This is a genomic window from Winogradskyella sp. PC D3.3, from assembly GCF_054366245.1.
Window position 1 is genome coordinate 2157865 of record NZ_CM135962.1, and the last position, 21649, is coordinate 2179513.

At 33.3% G+C, this 21649-nt stretch carries 18 protein-coding genes; 13 read left to right on the plus strand and 5 right to left on the minus strand.

What is annotated here, in order from left to right:
* Positions 1–18 precede the first annotated feature (18 nt).
* The 4 genes from ACXGSQ_RS09370 (at position 19) to priA (ending at position 5684) form a co-directional block, all read left to right on the plus strand.
* Positions 19–1008, plus strand: coding sequence for a YihY/virulence factor BrkB family protein (locus ACXGSQ_RS09370; RefSeq protein WP_458625942.1), 990 nt, complete (start codon positions 19–21; stop codon positions 1006–1008).
* A gap of 328 nt (positions 1009–1336) precedes the next feature.
* Complete coding sequence (locus tag ACXGSQ_RS09375; RefSeq protein ID WP_458625943.1) at positions 1337–1762, plus strand: DUF2147 domain-containing protein; 426 nt, start codon at positions 1337–1339, stop codon at positions 1760–1762.
* Positions 1763–1979: 217 nt separating this feature from the next.
* Positions 1980–3110, plus strand: a complete 1131-nt coding sequence (locus tag ACXGSQ_RS09380) for a T9SS type A sorting domain-containing protein (protein WP_458625944.1) — start codon at positions 1980–1982, stop codon at positions 3108–3110.
* Positions 3111–3230: 120 nt separating this feature from the next.
* Entirely contained in the window at positions 3231–5684 is a 2454-nt protein-coding gene (priA, locus tag ACXGSQ_RS09385) for a replication restart helicase PriA (protein WP_458625945.1), read from the plus strand.
* Between the two features lie 164 nt (positions 5685–5848).
* Here priA and ACXGSQ_RS09390 read toward each other — a convergent pair whose 3' ends face one another.
* Positions 5849–6544 carry a LytR/AlgR family response regulator transcription factor gene (locus ACXGSQ_RS09390; protein WP_020894444.1) on the minus strand — a complete coding sequence of 232 codons (696 nt, stop codon included), beginning with the start codon at positions 6542–6544 and terminating at the stop codon, positions 5849–5851.
* A 200-nt stretch (positions 6545–6744) separates the two neighbouring features.
* On the opposite strand from ACXGSQ_RS09390, the gene rpsF reads away from it, so the two are divergent.
* The 5 genes from rpsF to ACXGSQ_RS09415 all read left to right on the plus strand — a co-directional run bounded on the left by rpsF (position 6745) and on the right by ACXGSQ_RS09415 (position 9433).
* A complete protein-coding gene (gene rpsF, locus ACXGSQ_RS09395; protein ID WP_458625946.1) occupies positions 6745–7095 on the plus strand; it encodes a 30S ribosomal protein S6 in 351 nt (116 codons plus the stop codon).
* Entirely contained in the window at positions 7095–7394 is a 300-nt protein-coding gene (gene rpsR, locus ACXGSQ_RS09400) for a 30S ribosomal protein S18 (protein WP_172837628.1), read from the plus strand. Before rpsF ends, rpsR begins: the two co-directional genes overlap by 1 nt.
* A 14-nt stretch (positions 7395–7408) precedes the next feature.
* The gene (gene rplI / locus ACXGSQ_RS09405; RefSeq protein ID WP_115809378.1) at positions 7409–7870 is read left to right on the plus strand and encodes a 50S ribosomal protein L9; all 462 of its coding nucleotides are present in this window, start codon (positions 7409–7411) and stop codon (positions 7868–7870) included.
* A gap of 110 nt (positions 7871–7980) precedes the next feature.
* Positions 7981–8853, plus strand: a complete 873-nt coding sequence (locus tag ACXGSQ_RS09410) for a glycerophosphodiester phosphodiesterase family protein (RefSeq protein ID WP_458625947.1) — start codon at positions 7981–7983, stop codon at positions 8851–8853.
* A gap of 103 nt (positions 8854–8956) precedes the next feature.
* The gene (locus tag ACXGSQ_RS09415) at positions 8957–9433 is read left to right on the plus strand and encodes a DUF6495 family protein (protein WP_458625948.1); all 477 of its coding nucleotides are present in this window, start codon (positions 8957–8959) and stop codon (positions 9431–9433) included.
* 368 nt (positions 9434–9801) lie between these two features.
* Here the strand turns inward: ACXGSQ_RS09415 and ACXGSQ_RS09420 are convergent, their stop codons facing one another.
* Positions 9802–11043, minus strand: a complete 1242-nt coding sequence (locus ACXGSQ_RS09420; protein WP_458625949.1) for an ABC transporter permease — start codon at positions 11041–11043, stop codon at positions 9802–9804.
* A 177-nt stretch (positions 11044–11220) separates the two neighbouring features.
* Here ACXGSQ_RS09420 and hisS point away from each other — a divergent pair, with 177 nt between their 5' ends.
* Positions 11221–12621: a histidine--tRNA ligase gene (gene hisS, locus ACXGSQ_RS09425; RefSeq protein ID WP_458625950.1), complete on the plus strand. Its 1401-nt coding sequence runs from the start codon at positions 11221–11223 to the stop codon at positions 12619–12621.
* A gap of 42 nt (positions 12622–12663) precedes the next feature.
* Here hisS and ACXGSQ_RS09430 read toward each other — a convergent pair whose 3' ends face one another.
* The 3 genes from ACXGSQ_RS09430 to ACXGSQ_RS09440 form a co-directional block, all read right to left on the minus strand.
* Positions 12664–15861: a LamG-like jellyroll fold domain-containing protein gene (locus tag ACXGSQ_RS09430; RefSeq protein WP_458625951.1), complete on the minus strand. Its 3198-nt coding sequence runs from the start codon at positions 15859–15861 to the stop codon at positions 12664–12666.
* Positions 15862–16365: 504 nt separating this feature from the next.
* Complete coding sequence (locus ACXGSQ_RS09435) at positions 16366–17601, minus strand: hypothetical protein (RefSeq protein ID WP_458625952.1); 1236 nt, start codon at positions 17599–17601, stop codon at positions 16366–16368.
* Positions 17594–18892, minus strand: a complete 1299-nt coding sequence (locus ACXGSQ_RS09440; protein WP_458625953.1) for a DUF4270 family protein — start codon at positions 18890–18892, stop codon at positions 17594–17596. Before ACXGSQ_RS09440 ends, ACXGSQ_RS09435 begins: the two co-directional genes overlap by 8 nt.
* Positions 18893–19106: 214 nt before the next feature.
* On the opposite strand from ACXGSQ_RS09440, the gene ACXGSQ_RS09445 reads away from it, so the two are divergent.
* The 3 genes from ACXGSQ_RS09445 (at position 19107) to ACXGSQ_RS09455 (ending at position 21500) form a co-directional block, all read left to right on the plus strand.
* The gene (locus tag ACXGSQ_RS09445; RefSeq protein WP_458625954.1) at positions 19107–20003 is read left to right on the plus strand and encodes a hypothetical protein; all 897 of its coding nucleotides are present in this window, start codon (positions 19107–19109) and stop codon (positions 20001–20003) included.
* Position 20004: 1 nt separating this feature from the next.
* Positions 20005–21009, plus strand: coding sequence for a Kelch repeat-containing protein (locus ACXGSQ_RS09450; RefSeq protein WP_458625955.1), 1005 nt, complete (start codon positions 20005–20007; stop codon positions 21007–21009).
* A gap of 140 nt (positions 21010–21149) precedes the next feature.
* Positions 21150–21500: a DUF4907 domain-containing protein gene (locus tag ACXGSQ_RS09455; protein ID WP_458625956.1), complete on the plus strand. Its 351-nt coding sequence runs from the start codon at positions 21150–21152 to the stop codon at positions 21498–21500.
* Positions 21501–21649 lie beyond the last annotated feature (149 nt).

The window sequence follows — 21649 nt, forward strand, 5'->3', positions numbered from 1 at the left end:
AAAGCTAAAACTCATAAAATGTCAAAACTGATAGAAGATAAATTAAATAAAATTCCAGTAGTCAATATACTTGTGCGCTTTTTTAAGCGTATAAAATTACCAGGATTTGAAGGGTTATCCATATATGATTTACTAGAGCTTTACATTATGGGAATCGTAAATGGAGCGCTAACCACAAGAGCTAGTGCGATTGCCTTTAGTTTTTTTACGGCTATTTTTCCGTTTTTATTGTTTGTCATTATTGTAATTCCTTATATCCCAATTGAGGGGTTTAGGGTTGATTTTTTAGATTTTTTAAATTCAATTTTACCACCACAAACGTCTGAATTTTTAATAGATAGTATTTTTAAAGATATGAGTAGCAACACTAGTGGAGGTTTAATTTCTTCGGTGTTTTTATTGTCAATATTTTTAATGGCCAATGGTGTTAATGCTGTTTTTTCTGGGTTTGAAACATCGTATCACAAACAGTTATATCGCAATATTTTTAAACAATATATGTATGCGCTTGGTGTGGCGTTAATTCTTGCTTTTCTTTTATTGCTCACGGTTGCTGTGTTTGGGTATTTTCAGATCTATGTTATTCAGCCTTTGTATGAAGGTTTAAGTGGTCATGCTTTTACGGAAGAAGATAAAGGCATAGGCTGGATCATTTTTGCAAAGTATTTATTTTTTGTTATCATGACTTATTTAGCAACAGCAACACTGTATTATTATGGAACCAAGGAAGGTAAGGCGTCAAAGTTTTTCTCAGTTGGAGCTTTGCTCACAACACTTCTCATTATGTTAACGTCTTTCTTATTTGGTATTTATATTGATAACTTTTCACAGTATAACGAGTTGTATGGGTCCATAGGAGCATTACTGATTTTGTTACTTTACCTATGGTTAAATTCTAATATTTTACTTTTAGGTTATGAACTGAATGCGTCGCTTCAGTTTTTAAGGAAGAATCCAAGAGCTCGAAAAGAAATTAAAAAGAAAACAGTAGAGGAGCTAGCGCCGTAACAGATTTCAAAAAAGGATCCTTATATCTCTTTATAATTGGAGTATGAGTATCTGTGAAAATTAGTGTTAGCACTGTTTTTGTTTTATATTTGTTTTACAAAATCGATAGTAATAGGCCGTGATTTAAGAGGGTAAAGCTGATATGATTTGCTAGTGAATCTTTGAAAGATTAGGTGTTTAGCATGTTTTTTATAATATTTTAAATGGAAACTGTTTAAGGGCCTAATATAATTGCTGAACGTTTAAGTTTTAAAAACCATCTCTAATCGGGATGGATTTTTAAATTAAACCCATTACATTTGAAGGATAAACCTCTAAAACATTAATTATGATAAAAAACACTATTGCATTTTTTATTTTGTTCACGGTGTTTTTTAATTTACCAGCTCAGAGTATTCTAGGGAAATGGAAAACCATAGATGATAACACAGGTGATGCAAAATCTATAGTTGAAATTTATGAACAAGATGGAAAGATATATGGTAAGATTATTGCTGTAACTAATCCAGAAGTAGAATCTAGAACTTGTTATGATTGTAGTGGTGCTCACAAAGATCAACCCATTGTTGGGTTGGTTTTTATAGAAGGATTAACAAAAAACGGAAAGGTTTATGACGGAGGCACCATACTCAATCCTGAAAATGGTACCACGTATAGATGTCGTCTTAAACTCGAAGATGATCCAGATACACTTCAGGTAAGAGGTTATTTAGCCTTTTTCTACAGAACACAATATTGGAAACGCGTAAAATAATGCTACATTTTATAGATGTCATATTGCCTATTCCGCTTCGCAAATTAATCAATCTTAACATTACGGGAGTATAATTCAAAATCTTGAAAAAGACCAATTAACAGAGTTGATCCTCTATTAGCTAGTATGTGTAAATAAACAATTTTCGTTTCTAATTAGTTGGTTATTAATATTTTCAATAACTTTATTGTGCTATTAACAATAAATTATTTTAAATATGGAATTCAAAAAAATTACACTTTTATTTGCATTACTTTTTTTTATACCAATCGCTGCTCAAATAGATGAGTCTGTAGCTAATCAATTTCCAGAAATATTAGTCACAGAAGAATGGTCTGGAACGGAATGGGTTGAAGTAACGACCTTAACAACTTCTTTTAATTCAGAGTGCCTGCCTGAGGAGTCTTTTATCTCATCTCAAGGTTCAACATATTCTAGAGTAGTGTATGCTTACAATTCAGAAAATCAAACTATTGAGGTTGATACGCAAGCTTATGATGGCATTGGAGGTTGGATTAGTATTTCTAGAGTCCAAAGCACTTATGTTGGAGACAACTTAACTGAAGAGGTTACGGAAAGTTATAATGGATTCAATTTGGTGCTATCGTCAAGATCTCAATATTCCTATAATGGGTCTAATCAGTTAACAGAAGAGCTTTATCAGGAAAGGAACCTCGCAAACACTGGATGGGAAAATAGTAATAGGTCGGTATATACATACAATGGCTCGGGTACGGTAGATGAAGAAACGTATCAAGAATGGGATAGTAATACTACAACTTGGGGAAATTCGGAGCGTGTAACTTATATATACTCAGGTTCTGATGTTACTGAGTTTACAGAAGATTTATGGGATGGGGCAGCTTGGGAACCGGATTTGAAATATAATATTATCTATAATACGGAGGGGCAAATGATTGAGTTAAATTCTAGTTATTGGGATGGTTCATCATACGTTCTCGATGGAAGAACACTTTTTGACTATGATAGCAATGGATTCATTGAAGAAATTACAGAGCAAGATTATAACGGTAGTAGTTGGGATAATGATTATAGAACATCTTATACATATCCTGCTTGTTCATCGTTATCGGTGTCAGAATCAGAAGTATTCAATTTTGGTTTTTATCCAAATCCAGCGGATAGAAATCTTAAAATTTCAAATAGCGAATCTATAGTGGGTCAATTATCCTATGCTATATACGATATGTCTGGTCGTGCTGTAAAAAGTGGACAGCTAGATAATGATAAAAGTATTTCGTTAGCGCAGATGGTTAATGGTGTGTATTTGCTTAAACTCAATGATAATAAGCGGAGTGTAACAAAGCAATTTATAGTTAAACACTAATAGTCTTCATTATATTATAATAACCACCTTGATTTTAAATCTAGGTGGTTTTGTTTGTTATACGCTTCAATTTCTTCAAGATTCATTTATCTTCGTAGTTACATTATCAAACTATCACTTTTGAATTTTTATATAGACGTTATATTACCAATTCCGCTTCAAAAAGCGTTTACCTATCATATTACAGAAGCTGAATCCCAATTTTTATCACCAGGAACGCGTGTTTCTGTACCTTTTGGTAAGACTAAAATTTACACGGCTTTAGTGTATAGTATTCATAAAAGTCCGCCAACAGCTTACGATGCAAAAACCATTCATCAAATTATGGATGATACGCCTGTTGTAACGGAAACCCAATTAAAACATTGGGAGTGGATTTCTACTTATTATATGTGTAGTTTAGGTGAAGTGATGCGAGCTGCAATGCCAAATGCATTTTTATTAGAAAGTGAAACTATTATCTCAAGAAATGAGAAGGTTAGTGTTGAGGCGTCTGAGTTAAAAGACGAAGAATACTTGATTTATGAAGCCTTACAACATCAATCCTCATTAAAGATAAATGATGTTGCTTCTATATTAGATAAAAAGCGTGTATTGCCTATTATCAATAATTTGGTAAAAAAAGGGGTCTTAAGTTTACAAGAAGAAATGTACGAAAAGTACACGCCAAAATTAGTGCGGTATGTAAAGTTACATCACAATCATAAATCACAAGAAAAATTACAAGTATTACTTGAAGAATTGAGTCGTGCGCCAAAGCAGCGCGAGGTTGTGCTCACGTTATTTACAATGGAAGCCTCACTAAAACAACCTATTAAAGTTTCAGATTTAGCAGAACGTAGTGGAGCCTCTACTTCGATAATTAAAACCTTAATTGATAAACATATTTTAGAGGAATATCACATTCAAGTCGATCGGGTTCAATTTGATGGCGATGGCGATTCAGATGCTAAACGATTAAGTGAAGCGCAACAAGATGCTTATAATGAAGTTGAGGATATTTTCAAAGAAAAATCCGTAGCCTTACTGCATGGAGTGACGTCTTCTGGTAAAACCGAAATTTATGTACAACTTATTCAAAATCAACTAGATTTAGGGAAGCAAGTGCTGTATTTATTACCAGAAATTGCTTTGACAACACAATTGGTAAACCGACTACAAGATTATTTCGGAGACAAGGTGGCTGTATTTCATTCGCGATATTCAGGAAACGAAAGGGTAGAGGTTTGGCAAAATATGTTAGCTAATTCTGAAAAAGCTCAAGTGGTTATTGGTGCGCGTTCCTCGTTATTGTTGCCATTTACTAATTTAGGACTCATCATTGTTGATGAAGAGCATGAGTCGTCCTATAAGCAATTTGATCCGGCGCCGCGTTATCATGCAAGAGATGCAGCAATCGTATTAGCAAACATATTTAAAGCAAAAACACTCTTAGGATCTGCGACGCCAAGTTTAGAAAGCTATTTTAATGCGAGCCAAGGTAAGTATGGTTTGGTGGAATTAAATACACGTTACAACAATGTGTTAATGCCAGATATTGAATTGGTAGATTTAGCAGATAAGTACAAGCGGAAACGGATGAAAGGTCATTTTAGCGATCGGCTAATTGAAGAAATGACGGAAACTTTAGAAGAAGGGTTTCAAATTATATTGTTTCAAAACAGAAGAGGATTTTCTCCAATTATAGAATGTACAACGTGTGGAACCTCGCCTCAATGTCCGAATTGTGATGTGAGTTTAACGTATCATCAGTACAGAGATCAGTTGCGTTGTCATTATTGTGGTTATAATTCTGCGATGCTAAAAAGTTGTCAAGGTTGTGGTAATTCAACGTTAGACACCAAAGGTTTTGGTACAGAGCAAATAGAGCAAGAAGTAAAAGTGTTATTTCCAGAAAAGAAAGTGGCACGTATGGATTTAGATACGACGCGAGGTAAATACGGTTTTGAGAAAATAATAAATAGTTTTGAGCAGCGTGAAGTAGATATTTTGGTTGGAACACAAATGCTAACGAAAGGCTTAGATTTTAGATTTGTAAAGTTGGTAGGTATCATGAATGCCGATAACTTGTTGAATTTCCCTGATTTTAGAGCCCACGAACGCAGTTATCAACTCATGGCACAGGTATCTGGTAGAGCAGGTCGTACCGATTTGCGAGGAAAGGTGTTGATTCAAACGTACAATCCACATCATAATATTTTACAACAAGTCTCTACAAATGCTTATAAAGAGATGTTTGCTGAGCAAATGAACGAACGTTATAATTTTAAATATCCACCCATTTTTAGGTTGATTAAAATCACGTTTAAGCATAAAGATTATGATCGGGTTAATTTGGCTGCTGATTGGTATGCAAAATCTCTAAAACAATTATTTAAAGCCAATGTTTTAGGTCCAGAATTTCCGCCAGTATCAAGAATTCGAAATTTATACCACAAGAATATTTTAATAAAAATTCCTCAAAGCCAATCTTTGGTAAAAACTAAAGAAGCAATAAGGAAAATAGATAACAGTTTTAATGCTGTAAAGGATTTTAGACCTGTGAGGGTTGTAATTAATGTGGATAATTATTAAATCCAAATTTTAAATATTCTTGATGAATATTGTCCCTTTGAGGGGGCTAAAGGGGAGGGCTAACAATTTGTTAGCTCATAAATTTTATAACCAAAAAATCCTAAGCAGATGCTCAGGATTTTTTAAAATTATAATGTAATGCTTTTAATGTTAATGTAATATTTCTACATATTATTTAAAGCATCAACTAATTGGGTCTTTTTATTTCGACTCAATGGAATCTCATACGCACCAACTTCAACATTTTTACTGTTGAATCGGTCAATTTTATCGAGATTCACAATATAAGATTTATGAATTCTTAAAAATTTACCTTCGGGCAATTCGCTTTCAAACGCTTTCATTGTTGATAAAACAACTAAGCTGTTTTCTTCTGTTACTACTTTAACGTAATCGCCAAGTGCTTCAATCCATTTAATATCCTTTATATAAACTTTACGTTTTTTAAGGTTACTTTTTACGAAGATGTGCTCACCATCAGTTTCATTAAAGTCTAGTTTTAATTTGTGTTGCTCAATAGCTTTTTCTACGGCAACATTAAAACGTTCTTTAGTGATTGGTTTTTGAAGATAATCGGTGGCATCGTAATTAAATGCTTTAAAAGCATACTCGGTTTTGCCGGTAACAAAAATAATTTGGGGTTTGTTGTTGAGTACATCTAGTAATTCAAAACCGTTTAATACAGGCATCTCTATATCTAAGAAGATAAGATCCACTTTATGTGTATTAAGACCGTTTTTAGTTTCTAACGCACTGCTGTACTCTGCAATAAGGTTAAGCGAAGAATGATTTTCGATTAACTTTACTATAGAGAGACGCTGAATCGCAGAATCATCAACAACTACACAGTTTAAAGTCATAACATTATTAATTTTAGGTTAAGATATCGACAATAGTACGATAAATTCGGTTAAAAAACAAATAATGCCGACAAACCGTAGAATTTAACATTATTTGTACGATATAAAAACCTTTTTATTTTTACATTCAAAAACGTTGCCAAATATAGAATTTATATGTATTTTTGCACCCGTTTTAACATTAAACAAAATTATTTATTATGAATCATTATGAAACTGTTTTCATCTTAAATCCCGTTTTATCTGAAGACCAGATAAAGGAGACAGTAAAGAAATATGAGGATTTCCTCGTTTCTAAAGGAGCTAAGATGGTATCAAAAGAAGATTGGGGACTAAAAAAATTAGCCTATCCAATTCAAAACAAAAAAAGTGGATTTTACCATTTATTTGAGTACACTGTTGCCGGTGAGGTAATAGAGCCTTTAGAGGTGGAATTTAGACGTGATGAGCGTTTTATGCGTTACTTAACTGTGAAATTAGACAAACATGCTATTTCATGGGCTGAGAGAAGAAGAGAAAAAATGAAAGTTAAAGCAAAAGCAAAAGCGTAATTATGTCATCAATAGAACAACAAGCAAAAGGAAAAAAAGACGGCGAAATTAGATATTTAACTCCGTTAAATATTGAGACGTCTAAGACAAAGAAATATTGTCGTTTCAAAAAATCTGGAATCAAGTATGTAGATTATAAAGATGCAGATTGGTTACTAGGTTTTGTAAACGAACAAGGTAAATTATTACCAAGACGTTTAACAGGAACGTCTTTAAAGTATCAAAGAAAAGTATCTGTGGCAGTAAAAAGAGCTAGACATTTAGCCTTAATGCCATATGTTGCTGATTTATTAAAATAAAATATCATAACACGATGGAACTTATATTAAAACAAGACGTTGAAAATTTAGGATTTAAAGACGATATTGTATCTGTTAAGAACGGTTATGGTAGAAACTTTTTAATTCCTCAAGGACAAGCTGTAATGGCGACTTCTTCTGCTAAGAAAGTATTAGCGGAAACTTTAAAGCAAAGAGCTTACAAAGAGAAAACTATTATTGCTGAAGCTGAAAAAACTGCTGATGCTATAAAAGGTTTAGATATTAAAATTACAGCTAAAGCTGGAACTGGTGCAACTGCTGGAGATAAATTATTTGGTTCTATAACCACTATGGATTTAGCTGCTGCATTTAAAAACGCAGGTCACGATGTTGATAAGAAATTTATCTCTATCAATGGTGGTAATATTAAGCGTTTAGGTCAGTATGAAGCTGCAATTAGATTACATAGATCAGTAACTGTAGATTTAACTTTCGAAGTTATTGCTGACGCATAATCTCTTTATTACAATTTTTAAAAGCCGTTTAGTTTACTAAACGGTTTTTTTATAGTTTTTTTTAGAATACTAAGACAACTATAGTCTGGCAGGTTTTAATCGGTTTTAACATGAAACATCTTCTATTAATATTTACACTTTGCGCTTTTATTAGTTGCAAACAATCTAAAGAAACAGCTAAGCGTTCTGAGGTGCAACCTTCTAAACTTATTTCGCTTTTTAAAGCTTCAAATTCAGATTATCCAAATGTCAGTGTGCATCGTGGTGGAAAGGGATTAGTGAATTATCCTGAAAATGCCATCGAAACCCTTCGCTATGTTAATGATAGTATCGTTGCTATTTATGAAGTTGATGTCGCTCAAACTAAAGATGGACAGTTAGTTTTGCTTCACGATACCGCTATAGATAGAACCACAACAGGTAGTGGTAAAGTAGATGAATTAACTTATAATGAATTAAAGCAATTTAATTTGGTTGATGATTATGGGAATGAAACCACCTTTAAAATTCCTTTGTTTTCAGAAGTATTGCAATGGTGCGTAAAAAATAATGTAATTCTTACCGTAGATATTAAAAGAACAGTAAGTCAAGAAAGCGTTATTAATGCTATTAGAGCGGCTAAAGCAGAAGATGTATGTATCATTATTACTTATGATGTAGCGCAAGCTAAAATGGCTTATAATTTGGCTCCCGACTTGCTATTATCGGTTACAGCTAGAAATGATGAAGAGTTTGATCGCTTATTGGATGCGGAAATTCCAGTAGAAAATATGTTAGCCTTTACCGGAACGCGTTTATCAGATGCCTCATTTTTTGAACGACTACACAATAATGATATTGTTTGTTTGCTAGGAACTCTTGGTAACTTGGATAAACGTGCTGCTGCAAAAGGTGATGACTTATATCGTCAGTGGAAGGAAAATGGAGCCGATATTATGGCTGCCGATAGACCTTTTGAAGCGTTTAGAGCGATAAATAATTAGGATGAACTATTAAATAGCGTTCGCAGCAACTGTGAAACTACATATTATATATTCTTTTAAAGGCATACCATCTGACCTTTAAATAATAATAAACTATAACCAGATGAAATTTTCAAGATTAACCAAAGAACAATTTGAAGAATTACACCAAGAATTCATCAATTTTTTAGCCACACAATCTATTACAGCCGAGGAGTGGGAAGATATTAAAAAGAATAAACCAGAAGCTGCTGAGCAAGAATTAGATGTGTTTAGCGATTTAGTATGGTTTGGTGTCTTAAGTAAAGTGGAATATTTAGAACATATTTCTCCTCAACAAATTCACCTCTTTCAATGTAATGAAAAAAGTATGCGTTTAATTGCTTTAAAAATTGATATTGAAGCTATCGATTTTACAACTAAAGAAGGCTTTGAATGGTTACGCAATAATCTTTTGTCAGATGCTATAGAATTTTTTAATGCTAAAAAAGAGTATTCCGACGATAAGCATTTAGATATCTTTAAAATGATTCAGTCCGGAGCCAATATCACTAAGGGAGAATTATTTAACTATTTTGCTAATTTGATAAAAGGTGCTTAAAATCTTTTAGTTTGATCACTTAATTTATTAGCCTTTCTTTTGATTTGAATTTACAATGATATAGAAAGGCTTTATTATGGACTTTAGTGTCTAGTAAAATCTTAAAAGAGAGGCTTCTCGTTTTGTCTCCTTGAGTGATTCTATTCCAACGGATGAATTAGGTTTTTAACAGCGATTTATTCGTTATTTCTAGTCATTTACGAGGTATGTAGAAATTGTATCGGGAAGTTTTTATTTGGAAAATTCTACATTAAAAGGTTCTCGATAGAAAATAATAGAAAAAGCAATTTCACTCGAACTGACATCCAATTATAAATAGAATTTTAATTACTGATGTTATTTGAGATTCCTGTATTCCCAGGAATATATTACTCATAACGTAAACTCTCAATAGGATCTAATTTTGCTGCTTTGGTCGCAGGATACAAGCCAGAAACGACTGCCACAATAAAAGCAATACTTGTTGCCCAAATCATAGCGACCCAAGGTGTAGAAAATTCGAGGTCGAAACCTTTGGCAACGGCCAATCCTATTAAAATACCTAGTATGGTTCCTAAAAGACCACCAAGTTGTCCTATAATTATAGTTTCCATAAAAAACTGAAAGGCGATTGTTTTACTTTTAGCACCAAGTGCTTTTCTCACCCCAATTTCACGAGTGCGTTCACTAACGGAAACCAGCATAATATTCATTAAGGCAATAGTAGATCCAAAAATGGTGATGATGCTAATAATCCATGCAGCGACATAAAGCGCAGCAGTATTTTGTGCGACTTGATTTAATAAATCATCACTGCGTTCAATACCAAAATCGTTCTTTTCGATTGGATTTAATCCTCTAATATTTCTAAACGTAAGTATTGCATCATCTTGTGCCGCTTCTAACATATCAGTCTTATCAACTTTAACACTTAAGCTGTAATTAATATTCGGATTCGTAAAAATAGAACGCGCTTTTTGTATTGGTAAAATCACTCTTAAATCTTGATTGTTTCCAAACGTAGAGCCTTTTTCTTTCAGTACACCAATCACTTTAAATTTAGAACCTCTTATACTTATGGTTTTTCCAACAGGGTTTTCAACAGGAAATAATGCCTTTTGTAAATCGCTTCCAATTACACAAACCGAATTACTATTATCAATATCAAACACGTTTAAAGAGCGTCCTAATTCAATGTCTAAACCCGAATTTTCAATATAATATTCGTTAGCTCCAAGGACAGCAACTTCCGGATCTGTTTTTTTGTTATCGTATTTTACTTCAGCTGTAGAGGTTCCAAAGAAAGACACAGCTACTTTAGTAAATGGAAAATTATATTGATCTTCAAAATCCTTCACATTTCTATAATTAATAATAGGATTTATTTTCTGACGTTCTCTGCCGCTCTGACGTTGCGCTGTAAATTCATAACGCAGAAAATTGAAGGTATTAGAACCCATAGAAGAGAAATTACTAGAAATCGTATTCTCTAAGGCAGACACTCCACTTAAAATTCCAACCAAAGCCATAATACCAATTGCAATAATTAAAACCGTTAAAATGGTTCTGAGCAGTTGACTTTTTATAGAATCGAAAGCAATTCTAATATTCTCCTTAGCTAATGAAAACATAGTTTTTTGATACGTTAGTTGGATTGTTTAAAGTATAAGACGATTTAAACAGCATAAAGTTACTATAAAATCAAGATATCTTAGTCAGACCTCTAAAAATTATAATATTTTTGTGATTAGTATTGAGTTTAAATTAAGTTTCACTAAATAAGATTCCCGATTTCACGGGAAGTAAACATGGCACAAAAACCAAGCATCCCAAAAGGCACAAGAGATTTTAACGCAGAGCAAGTGGCAAAGCGTTCTTATATCATGGATACGATAAAAGCACAGTTTCAAGTTTTCGGATTTCAACCGATTGAAACTCCAAGCTTTGAAAACTCGGAGACCTTAATGGGAAAATATGGTGATGAAGGAGATCGCTTGATTTTTAAGATTTTGAATAGTGGTGCGTTTTTAAAGAAAATTTCAGATGAAGATTATAGCCAGAAATCTGAAAGTTTAATCACACCAAAAATTTCAGAAAAAGCCCTTCGATACGACCTCACGGTGCCTTTCGCAAGATATGTTGTGCAACACCAAAACGACATCGAGTTTCCATTCAAACGCTACCAAATGCAACCCGTTTGGCGCGCAGACCGTCCACAAAAAGGACGTTTTAGAGAGTTCTATCAATGTGATGCTGATGTGGTCGGTTCTAAATCGCTGTTTCAAGAGGTAGAATTTGTACAATTGTATGATGCCGTATTTTCAGCTTTAAAATTAGAAGGAGTAACCATTAAAATCAACAACCGTAAAATCTTATCTGGTATAGCTGAAGTGATTGGTGCACAAGACAAACTCATCGATTTTACTGTAGCTTTAGATAAGTTGGATAAAATAGGTGAAGAGAAAGTTAAAGACGAAATGCGCAGTAAAGGCATTTCTGAAGAGGGAATTACTAAGCTTCAACCTTTATTTACTTTAAAAGGAGATTTTGGGAATCAGATCGAAAGTTTAAAATCTATCTTGAGTTTATCAGAAATTGGACTAAAAGGGATTGAAGAACTTGAATTTATAAACACAGCCATTTCAAACTTAAAACTAAAAACAGCAAGCCTTCAATTAGATGTTACCTTAGCAAGAGGTTTAAACTATTATACAGGTGCTATTTTTGAAGTCTCCGCACCAGAAGGTGTAAAAATGGGCTCCATTGGTGGAGGTGGGCGTTACGATGACCTTACCGGGATTTTCGGGCTTAAAGATATGAGTGGAGTAGGTATTAGCTTTGGTTTAGATCGTATTTATTTGGTATTAGAGGAATTGGATTTATTTCCATCAACTATAGCCGAATCAACAAAAGTACTTTTTATTAATTTCGGAGAGAAAGAAGCTATGTTTAGTTTGGGAGCCGTAACCAAATTAAGACAGGCTAATATCAAAGCAGAGTTATTCCCAGATGCCGCAGTTTCTGGTAAACAAATGAAAAAACAAATGAATTATGCGAATCGTCGTAACATTCCATTTGTTGTTATAATGGGTGAAGAAGAATTAAAATCTGAAGTTTTTACACTAAAAAATATGGCTTCTGGTGAACAGCATAAAGTTGCATTTAAGGAGTTGTTGGAATTATTGAAAATAAAAAGCCTCAATCTTTAAAAGATTGAGACTTTTCCCCTTATTAACTAAAAGTATCTACTTCTAATTTACCGTAATTTTTTTGCTAACGACGGATCCTGTTCCTGTTTTTAATTTAGCGACATAGGTTCCAACGTTTAAGTTTTTTATATCATATTCAGAATAATTGTTTTGTAAAAATCGATTGAGTGTGAAAATCGATTGGCCTAGCATATTAAATATAGTCATCGATTCTAGGTCGATTGAATTTGGATTTAAAATCACAATTTTTTTGATAGCATTAGAATACAAGACATCAATTGGGTTTTTTAGAGGGGCATCAATATTTAATTGGTCTTCTTGTGTACCGAATGTAATTTCAAATCGATTGAGGTATTCCCCTTTGGTTAAGAAAATATTGTAATTGCTTGTTCTTAAATCGTGATACAAATTCAATTCGTTATCGTGTAAATAAACATTCATATCGTTAGGAACATGTTCCAAATCATCAATCATTATTGAGTTTATTCCATCTGTTTTTGTTTTAATCCCAATAGGGTAAGTAGAAGACGTATCGGATTCATTACTTGCTTGAATAAGGTAGGTTTCATCATTAATGAGCCAAAACATGTCGTCAATTTGCTGCTCATTTAACAGGCCATCATACCCCCAATCTACCCCTGATGTGGTATTTTCATCAATCGTTAACAGTAGTTGACGTTTAATGGTATTGACTGAATTAAACCCTATTCTAAATTTCATTCTGTTATCTTCAGAGCTGTTAGCGTCACTATTGTCGACAGTTGTCGAATTAGTACTCCTCATAAATACTGAAGAATTGCTTTCTTTTTTAAAAATGCGTTGTCCGTTATTAAAGTTAATACGTCCTGAATTTTGACCCATAACAAAAAAGCCTTGACCAATAGGAATGTAACGTCCTGGCGCTTTTTTAGGTTCACCATCTGTTTCTAGAATGGCATAGTTATTACCTTTATAAGCTGCGGCTACACCACCAGAAAAGTTGAATGTTGCATAGCCTCCTTCGTAGTCTTGTAAAGCATGAGAACCTCCTCCCCAATGATTCCAAAAGTAAAGTGTTCCGCTAATAAGAGGCGAACTGTTTGAATTAACGTCAGGTCCATTATCTCTAATAAATTGTAACGCATCTATGGCTGAAGGGTAAGGATTACCAACTAAATAATCACTGTTAGCGACTAAATTTAAATTAATATCTCCATTATTTGGTTTTCCAGAGAATACATAGTTTTGAGGAGTTGAAATAGATCCTGAACCAGGTCCTTTCATGGTAAAACCTTCACCAGGCAACATCGTACCTGTACGTCTAATATGCTGCCATGCTGAATACGTATTACTTGGTAGATTGGTGAATTTCCAAATCCAGTAATCTGCAATGGTTATTGGATTGGTAGGTGCTCCATTATAACCTGAAGATGAAAAGTTAATAGTTGAAGGGGTATGAGGGTCTGTACCATCTTTAAGTACATCCATAACCCTGAAATTGATGGATTCAGAATTTTGACGTGTAACAGGAGACGACCAGTAATTATATGTATACGTGTCAGACGTACCCTGTTGATCACGCTCTATGGCTCCATTAGAAAAGACGTCTAAATCACTACCTAAAGTTTGTACTAATTGCGATTCTCCTTCTAAATCTATTTTTCCAGTTAGTTCTAAGTAATGTGTAATGGTTAAGCCATTTCCTGTATGGTTTGCTGTTTCTCCTATAAGTTTCAATTCTTCATCTTTAACAAACAAACCAAGTACGGTTCTATTATTGTTTTTAGTTGGGGGTAAATCCCAATTATCCATTTTTAAGGAATGGGACGTTTTAACAATGTTCCAATCTATTGTTACATTTGGATCTACAATAGATGTTGCACCAGGAATGTATTGTAGATTTCCATTTTTCCATGTTGTATGGTCATTCCAATAACCTCCTTGTTCTGAGATATAAGGTAATGGAGCTGTTTCTGTATCTACCGATAATATATGTTTTAGTTCGCCATCATTGTTGTTTCCACTAGCATCGATGGTGTTTTTAATGGTAAAATTGGTCATTGGATAATATGCTGCTAAATCGGACCATACCATGGTAGAAATGTCATTTTTATCAATTGAAATAGGTAATTCTTTTCCTATAACTCGTCCTGAATCATTTGTAATTTCTTGATTCATAATAAAACGTAATTGCGCTTTAGTTAAGGATGTATTCCAAATTTGGACTTCATCAATATGACCTTTAAAATATTGTGTTGGTGCATTTTTTCCAGCGGCTGCAATTAAAAATGATGCATTAGAAAGAGTTGGTGCGGTTCTATCAGCAGAATTATCTAATACTCCATCTATATAGATTGAAACCTGTGAGTCATTGTAAGAAACAGCAATATGATGCCATTGGTTTTCTGGAATAGAAGTTTGAGATATAAGGGATTGACTGCTCCCGTTGTTCCATGTGATTTTAATCTTATTGTGAGTTGTAAGGACTAAGTCATACCCCTTTGTAAATGCAACATCTCTTTTCGATAGGATAGAAACATCATCAAAATTTGTAGCGTCATGGTTTATCCATGCAGAGATTGTAAAACCAGTTGGGTTTAAATCTAATGTATTCTGCATATCAATATAACTATCAGAACCATTAAAATATATAGAGCGTTCCTCTGAAATTTGAGGCGAAAAAACAAAAGTGATATATGAAGTATTATTAAAATTATAATCTGTCTCTAAGTAGGCATTGTCATTTAAAGTCATCATTCTAAAATCTAGATTAGAATCAAATGTATCCGAATCAGAAACAAGCATGTAATAACTACCAGTTGTAGAATTGTTATTAATAATGTCTTGAGGAATTCTAAGCTTTAATCTCGGAGCATCTTCACCAACCTGGATTAGTTTCCATATGCGTGTTGTTGCTGTGTAAGAGACTGCTGTTGAAATTTCAGAATTTACGTTAGAACTTAAATTTAAAGTCGTAGGTGTAGTATGTGTATGTAAAGCAGCACCATTATCTCCCCATGTTATGGTATGATGAGTTGCATTCGGGGTGTTGGCGAATTGGTTCTGAGTGTTATTCTCATCTGCTATACTAATGCTAAGGATAGGATTAGCGTCTGTTACTTCAGCGGTAGTTGTTATAGGTGATGGATTGAAGTTTGAATTGTTAACCTTTATAGATGCGATATTATGATTATAGTGACCTAATAGCGACCAAATTTGTTGAGGCGTGGTATTGGTATTTGCGCTTAGATCTCTATCCAACTGTTGAGTATAACTGGAGGTGAGAAATAATAAAGACAGAAAAAAAATAAGCGCAATTTTTTTCATCAAATTTGGGTGTTAACTGAAATAATTAGAGCGCTAATATAGTTATAATTTCGAATTTTCATCTATAAAATGCAAAAAAATCCGATGAAGTGTGTTTTTTTGAGCGAATTAAAGCTTTAGTGTATTATCAGAATGATATGTTGTTTTTACAATTTATAGCTGTAAACTAAAGGGGAAATGAACTATTGAAATGAAACTTAACTTAATGTTTAGTCCGTTTTATTACTCGAATAATTATAGCATTATTATCGTCTATAATGACATGTGCCGAGGAGAATATCATCATTTAGATGATGTTTATTGTTTATAATAAATTAGATTCCTATAGGTTTTTATTTCACTATTAATCTGAAGAATTTAGACCTTATCTGTTCCCGAGTTATCATCCTGTTGATGTTGAAAAACAAGTCGCAATAGAAAACGCTAAAACAATTTTGACTAATTAAACTTTCGTTTTTGAAACCATAAATCAGAGAGTGAAATATTAATATTTAAGGTATTCACATATTCTTTAATAAGGATGCTGTCAGTTGTACCCTTTTTTCCTAGAGTATAAGAAATATTTAAGAGCGATCGTTTACCTATAGGTAATCCTATTCCCAAAGATGCTGCGTATGTGTCTATGTTTTTGTCATCGACGCTTAAGTAGCCTGAATTATAGTTTAAGCCCATTCTAAAGTCGACACGTTTCCAGTATTTATAGCTGGTTGGATCAATAGCATATGAAGCCCCTAGACTAAAAATATCTTGATCAGTATAATCACCAATAGCATCAAATTGATTTGTAGCGGACCAAAAGTTTTTATTGTAATCTGCAGTTAAGAGTAAATTTTTAAATTTAGTGCTATAACCAAATCCAAGTTTTAATGGCAGGTGAAAACGATCTATAGATTCATCTTCTGTTTCTTCTAAGGTGCTATAAGCTGAATTTGAATATTTACCAATAAGAACATCTTTTGAACCTTTTAAAACAGTAGGGAAATCTACTGTAAAGCCAAAATTGTGTTTATTTAATAATTTGTATTGTAATCCTAAGCCAAATTGAGCACCACTATAATAGTTGATTTCGTTAATTTCTAAATAACTATTTGAAGTTACAATAGATTCATTTTCTTCGATCTTTCCAAATAAATAGGAGGCTTTAAAACCGACATTTAGGTTTTTTAATAGGGTTCTAGCATAGTCTAATCTTATTTCACTTAAGCCACCAGAGCCATCAATATTAGTAGAGAATTGCTCATCACTACCTTCAATATTATTATTTAAACCGATTAAAGAATAGCCAACATTGGTGGCTGGTTTTAAGGTTAAGCCAATGCCGTAATCGTTATTATGGTTAAAGGCTAAAGAGACGTTAGTAAAATTATAGGTGGTACTTTGTTGATTGACATCATCACCAATAAGGTTAATAAGTTCAATGGAACCTCCAAAGTCAAACGTTATTTCATTTTCTTTTAAGGTTGCAAAAGAAGCTGGGTTGTATAGGTTAATTCCGTAGTTGGCATCTAAAGAAATACCTGTTTTACCAAGTCCACTACTTCTGCCTGTATTAGAATTGTTTTCTACACCTAAACCAAAAAGAGAATAAGGGGAACCTGTTAGATTATTAGATTGAGAATAACTAAATAACCCAAATAGCATTACGAAAGTTATTAGGGATTGTGATTTATTCATATACAGCATAGGTTATAATGAGTTTAGTGTTATAATTAGACCGTTCACTGTCGTTAAAAATGATTTTATTTATGGTAGAATTATAATCCGTTGGAATTAATATAAGGGCATCTTCAGTTTCTGGGCTTTCATTTAATTTCTGATCGATAAAATTAATAACAGGAACGGTAAAGGCAACTTTATTAAATTCAGAATTGACATTTGTTGTTGTAGCTGTTACCGTAGTTTCGCTATTACTTATTTGACTTGCTAAATCGTTGTTTTGATCTATAGTGTAGAGTAATAAAGTTTCGCTTAGTGGTTGGATGTCAGAATGTGATGCCGAATTAGGTTCTATATAAAGTGTAGCATCTAATATGGTGCCTTCGCTACCGAGGTTATATAAATCTTTAATTGTTGGAAATTCAATTCTTGTAACATAACCTGTTCCTGCTTGATTGTAACTTATATGGCCACTCTCGGATGAGGTTAAGTTGTATTCTTGGTCTGTTATAGCTTCAAGAGGTAAACCACTGACATCACTTTCAATATGGTTATAATAAGTGTTTATGGTCATGTCGTAGGTGTATTCATCACTTTCTAGCTCATCTGGAATAGTATAATAAAACCTAAGGAAACTGGTGCCACTATCTGTTGAAAAACCAATGATAGATCCATCATCATCGGTACCAGGTAGTATAGTTAGTCCTTTTAATTTCTGATATAAGGATTCTTGATCTGTAATATTATTGTCTCTTATATCATTAAATAAGACCTCACCAAAATCGTAGGGTAGTGTTACAAAAAGCGAATCTTTATTTGGAGTTGGTAAATAGCTTTTAGTTGTTAAAGGTGTGGTTGCATAAGGAGTTTCTGTTGTGTTATAGAAATAGGTGTCATCAGAACTCATTTTGTCAGTTAGTTGGTGAATGTTGAGTGTTGCGACTTGGGTTGTGTCATTGTAATAATACGTGTCATATCCAAGAATTAAACCAATACTATCTAAAATAGCGTCATTATCTAAATAATAAGAGGAAGGGCTTAGTTGTATATAAGATGATGCATTTGCAATTCCCATATCGTCATCTTGATACTGTCCTATTAATAGCCGACCGCTAGTTGAGGTTGTAATAGAATCAAATTTCATGGTAGATAGCGTTACTGAAAATGTATCAATCGATAGGACTCTAATGTTCGTTCCTGTAAAGTCTTCACCAGCCAATAAACTGTCGTCTTCAGTGTCTGTAGAGCAAGCTATTACCATTAATAAGGCCATAATAGCTATAAATAATTTTGAAAAAGATTTCACCATTTGTTTTGTAGAATTTTTACAAATCAACTAACCAATTGATGTAATAAAAAGTCTAATATACCTATGGTACATTTTTATCTACAAAAGGGCTATTTTATACTATAAAAGTTTGTGGTTGGTTTTGTAGATTAAAAATTGTGGTTGGTCTATAAAAAAAGAGCCTAGGTATATTTTGTAATTGACGTAAAAGATTGAGGTAGTAAGTTAGCACCCGATGAGAAAATACACATTACATTATTTAACCTTGAGTTTCGTTTCTATGGTCTCTTATGGACAACAAATGTTCACAACAACAGACGTCGGAGATTTAATGACATTAGAGTATAGTAATTATCTAGGTCTGAACAGTGTTCAAATAGAGAATAAAACTATTGCTATGGACTTTACATCTTTATTAGATAAGCCAACCGTTGGTTTCGGTGTGGGATATACCAATTATAATTTAGATTTTCAAGATTATGACAGGTTTCGTAATTACAGTGCATTTGAAACATTACACAGTGTTGAAATATATGCTAGATATCAAAAAGCATTAGCTCATAACTGGAATTTAGATCTTGTAGTAGCTCCTTATTTATCATCAACTTTTAATAAAAAAATTACTAGCGACGATTTTGTATTTAGTTATGCTGCAAACTTTATTAAGACTTGGGATAACGACGGGCTTAAATCCACTTTAAAATTAGGAGCAGGATACGGTTCATTATTTGGTAAGCCTAACTTTTATCCTTTAGTGTCTTATTCCAAAAACGTCAATGAAAAATTTAGATTCGAAATAGGCCTACCGGTCACAGGTGTGTTTTATAAACTTAACGCGCAGAGTCATTTTGATTTTACAGCACAACCAGAATCTTTTTATGCTAATAATGCTTCTAGTTTTAGTATCGAAAATGATGAGGTCTATAATTCGAAGCTAGAATTTAAAGCGTTAAAATTAGCATTGGGCTACAAGTTTCATTTTGATGATAATTGGTCTAGCTATTTTAATATGGGGTATTTGATGGATAGTGAACTCGCAATAAACAATAACAATAATAAGATTTATGATTTTGATTCTAATGAATCACTGTCATTAAACATAGGAATTAGTTTTAATATAAATAATAAGTAAAATGAGAAAATTGAATAACAAATCAGCCATAAGATTGCTTTATTTAGGTGCCGTTTTGGCGTTGTTTTATAGTTGTAACAGCGATGATGATAGCGATACCTTAGGAAACTGGGTGAAGCGATCAACATTTAATGAAGAAGCACGAAGCAGTTCTTCTGCCTTTACCATTGGTAATATTGGGTATATGGGAACAGGATATGATGGTAGTGATTATTACAATGATTTTTGGAGTTACAATATGGATACCAATTCTTGGCAACAATTATCAGATTTTCCCGGAATTGAACGAAGTTCTGCAGTGGCATTTGTAATAGGAGAAGATGGCTATATTGGTACGGGGTACAATGGAGATTCTAATGAAGAGTTATCCGATTTTTATAAATATAATGTCGCTACAAATAGCTGGACAGCCATAGCTGATTTTGGTGGTTCAGCACGATATGGAGCTGTAGGTTTTGGATCCGATATGTATGGTTATGTGGGAACAGGTTACGATGGTAGCGACAAAAAAGACTTTTGGAAATACAATCCTATTTCCGATTCTTGGGAAGAAGTTTATGGATTTGGAGGCGATAAAAGAAGAGATGGTATCACTTTTACAATAAATAACGACGTGTATTTGGCAACAGGAATAAGTAATGGAGTATACGAAACCGATTTCTGGTCGTTTAACCTAGAAACCGAAGTTTGGACACAACACACCGATATCGATGATGATGAAGATGATTACGTCTATAGATCTAATGCTGTTGCGTTTACAATTGATGGTAAAGGCTATGTTGCATGTGGAGAATATTCTGGGAGTTTAAGTTCGGTTTATGAGTATTCACCGTCTAGTGAAAGTTGGGTAGAAAAAACAGGTTTCGAACTTTATGCAAGACGCGATGCCATCGCTTTTAATGATGGTTCTCGAGCTTTTGTAGCCTTAGGTAGAAACGGAACCTTATATCTCGATGATAATATGGAGTTCTTTCCGAATGCAGAGCAAGACGATGATGATAACTAAAACGATAAAGAATTGTTAAATTGTTTTGATTGATTGATAGGCTATTACTTTTGTGATTGATGGTAATAGCCAACCTAGAGTCAGGGTAATGTTGATATCCTACATTATTTCTGGCTCTTTTTTTTAAAATAGTAAAAGTGATGAAAAATAAATATAACTATAAGGCTGTCTTTTTAGGAATTACAATCTTATTTGTGGTGTTTTTTTATTTCCAATCAGGAGAGCTTAAAAAACCGATGAACGATGATACATCTTATGCTTTACAAGTAAAAGAACAAGATCAATTTTGGATTTATGAGGTGTATCACGACGATGCTTTATTTATCCGACAAGAATACATTCCAGCAGTAAAAGGAAGACAAGGATTTCAGTCTAAAGCAGATGCCGAAAAAATAGGAAAACTTGTCATGCAAAAACTTTCAGAAAATAAAATGCCCGTAATCAGCATAAAGGATTTAAATGCTAACGCTATACGTTTTAAGAACATTTAATAGAATCTATAAGTAGGCTATGTTAACAAAGCAGATATCTTACAAAGAGTTAATCGTACATACCTTGGTTTGGATATGCATAAGTATATTTCCTTTGCTTACGGCTTATATTGATTTGGGGGAAATACCATCCGGAATGTTTTTGAGAC

Coding starts and splice junctions, on each gene's coding strand:
- ACXGSQ_RS09370 (WP_458625942.1), top strand. CDS start 19: ATGTCAAAACTGATAGAAGATAAATTAAATAAAATTCCAGTAGTCAAT.
- ACXGSQ_RS09375 (WP_458625943.1), top strand. CDS start 1,337: ATGATAAAAAACACTATTGCATTTTTTATTTTGTTCACGGTGTTTTTT.
- ACXGSQ_RS09380 (WP_458625944.1), top strand. CDS start 1,980: ATGGAATTCAAAAAAATTACACTTTTATTTGCATTACTTTTTTTTATA.
- ACXGSQ_RS09390 (WP_020894444.1), bottom strand. CDS start 6,544: ATGACTTTAAACTGTGTAGTTGTTGATGATTCTGCGATTCAGCGTCTC.
- rpsF (WP_458625946.1), top strand. CDS start 6,745: ATGAATCATTATGAAACTGTTTTCATCTTAAATCCCGTTTTATCTGAA.
- rplI (WP_115809378.1), top strand. CDS start 7,409: ATGGAACTTATATTAAAACAAGACGTTGAAAATTTAGGATTTAAAGAC.
- ACXGSQ_RS09410 (WP_458625947.1), top strand. CDS start 7,981: ATGAAACATCTTCTATTAATATTTACACTTTGCGCTTTTATTAGTTGC.
- ACXGSQ_RS09415 (WP_458625948.1), top strand. CDS start 8,957: ATGAAATTTTCAAGATTAACCAAAGAACAATTTGAAGAATTACACCAA.
- ACXGSQ_RS09420 (WP_458625949.1), bottom strand. CDS start 11,043: ATGTTTTCATTAGCTAAGGAGAATATTAGAATTGCTTTCGATTCTATA.
- hisS (WP_458625950.1), top strand. CDS start 11,221: ATGGCACAAAAACCAAGCATCCCAAAAGGCACAAGAGATTTTAACGCA.
- ACXGSQ_RS09435 (WP_458625952.1), bottom strand. CDS start 17,601: ATGAATAAATCACAATCCCTAATAACTTTCGTAATGCTATTTGGGTTA.
- ACXGSQ_RS09440 (WP_458625953.1), bottom strand. CDS start 18,892: ATGGTGAAATCTTTTTCAAAATTATTTATAGCTATTATGGCCTTATTA.
- ACXGSQ_RS09445 (WP_458625954.1), top strand. CDS start 19,107: ATGAGAAAATACACATTACATTATTTAACCTTGAGTTTCGTTTCTATG.
- ACXGSQ_RS09450 (WP_458625955.1), top strand. CDS start 20,005: ATGAGAAAATTGAATAACAAATCAGCCATAAGATTGCTTTATTTAGGT.
- ACXGSQ_RS09455 (WP_458625956.1), top strand. CDS start 21,150: ATGAAAAATAAATATAACTATAAGGCTGTCTTTTTAGGAATTACAATC.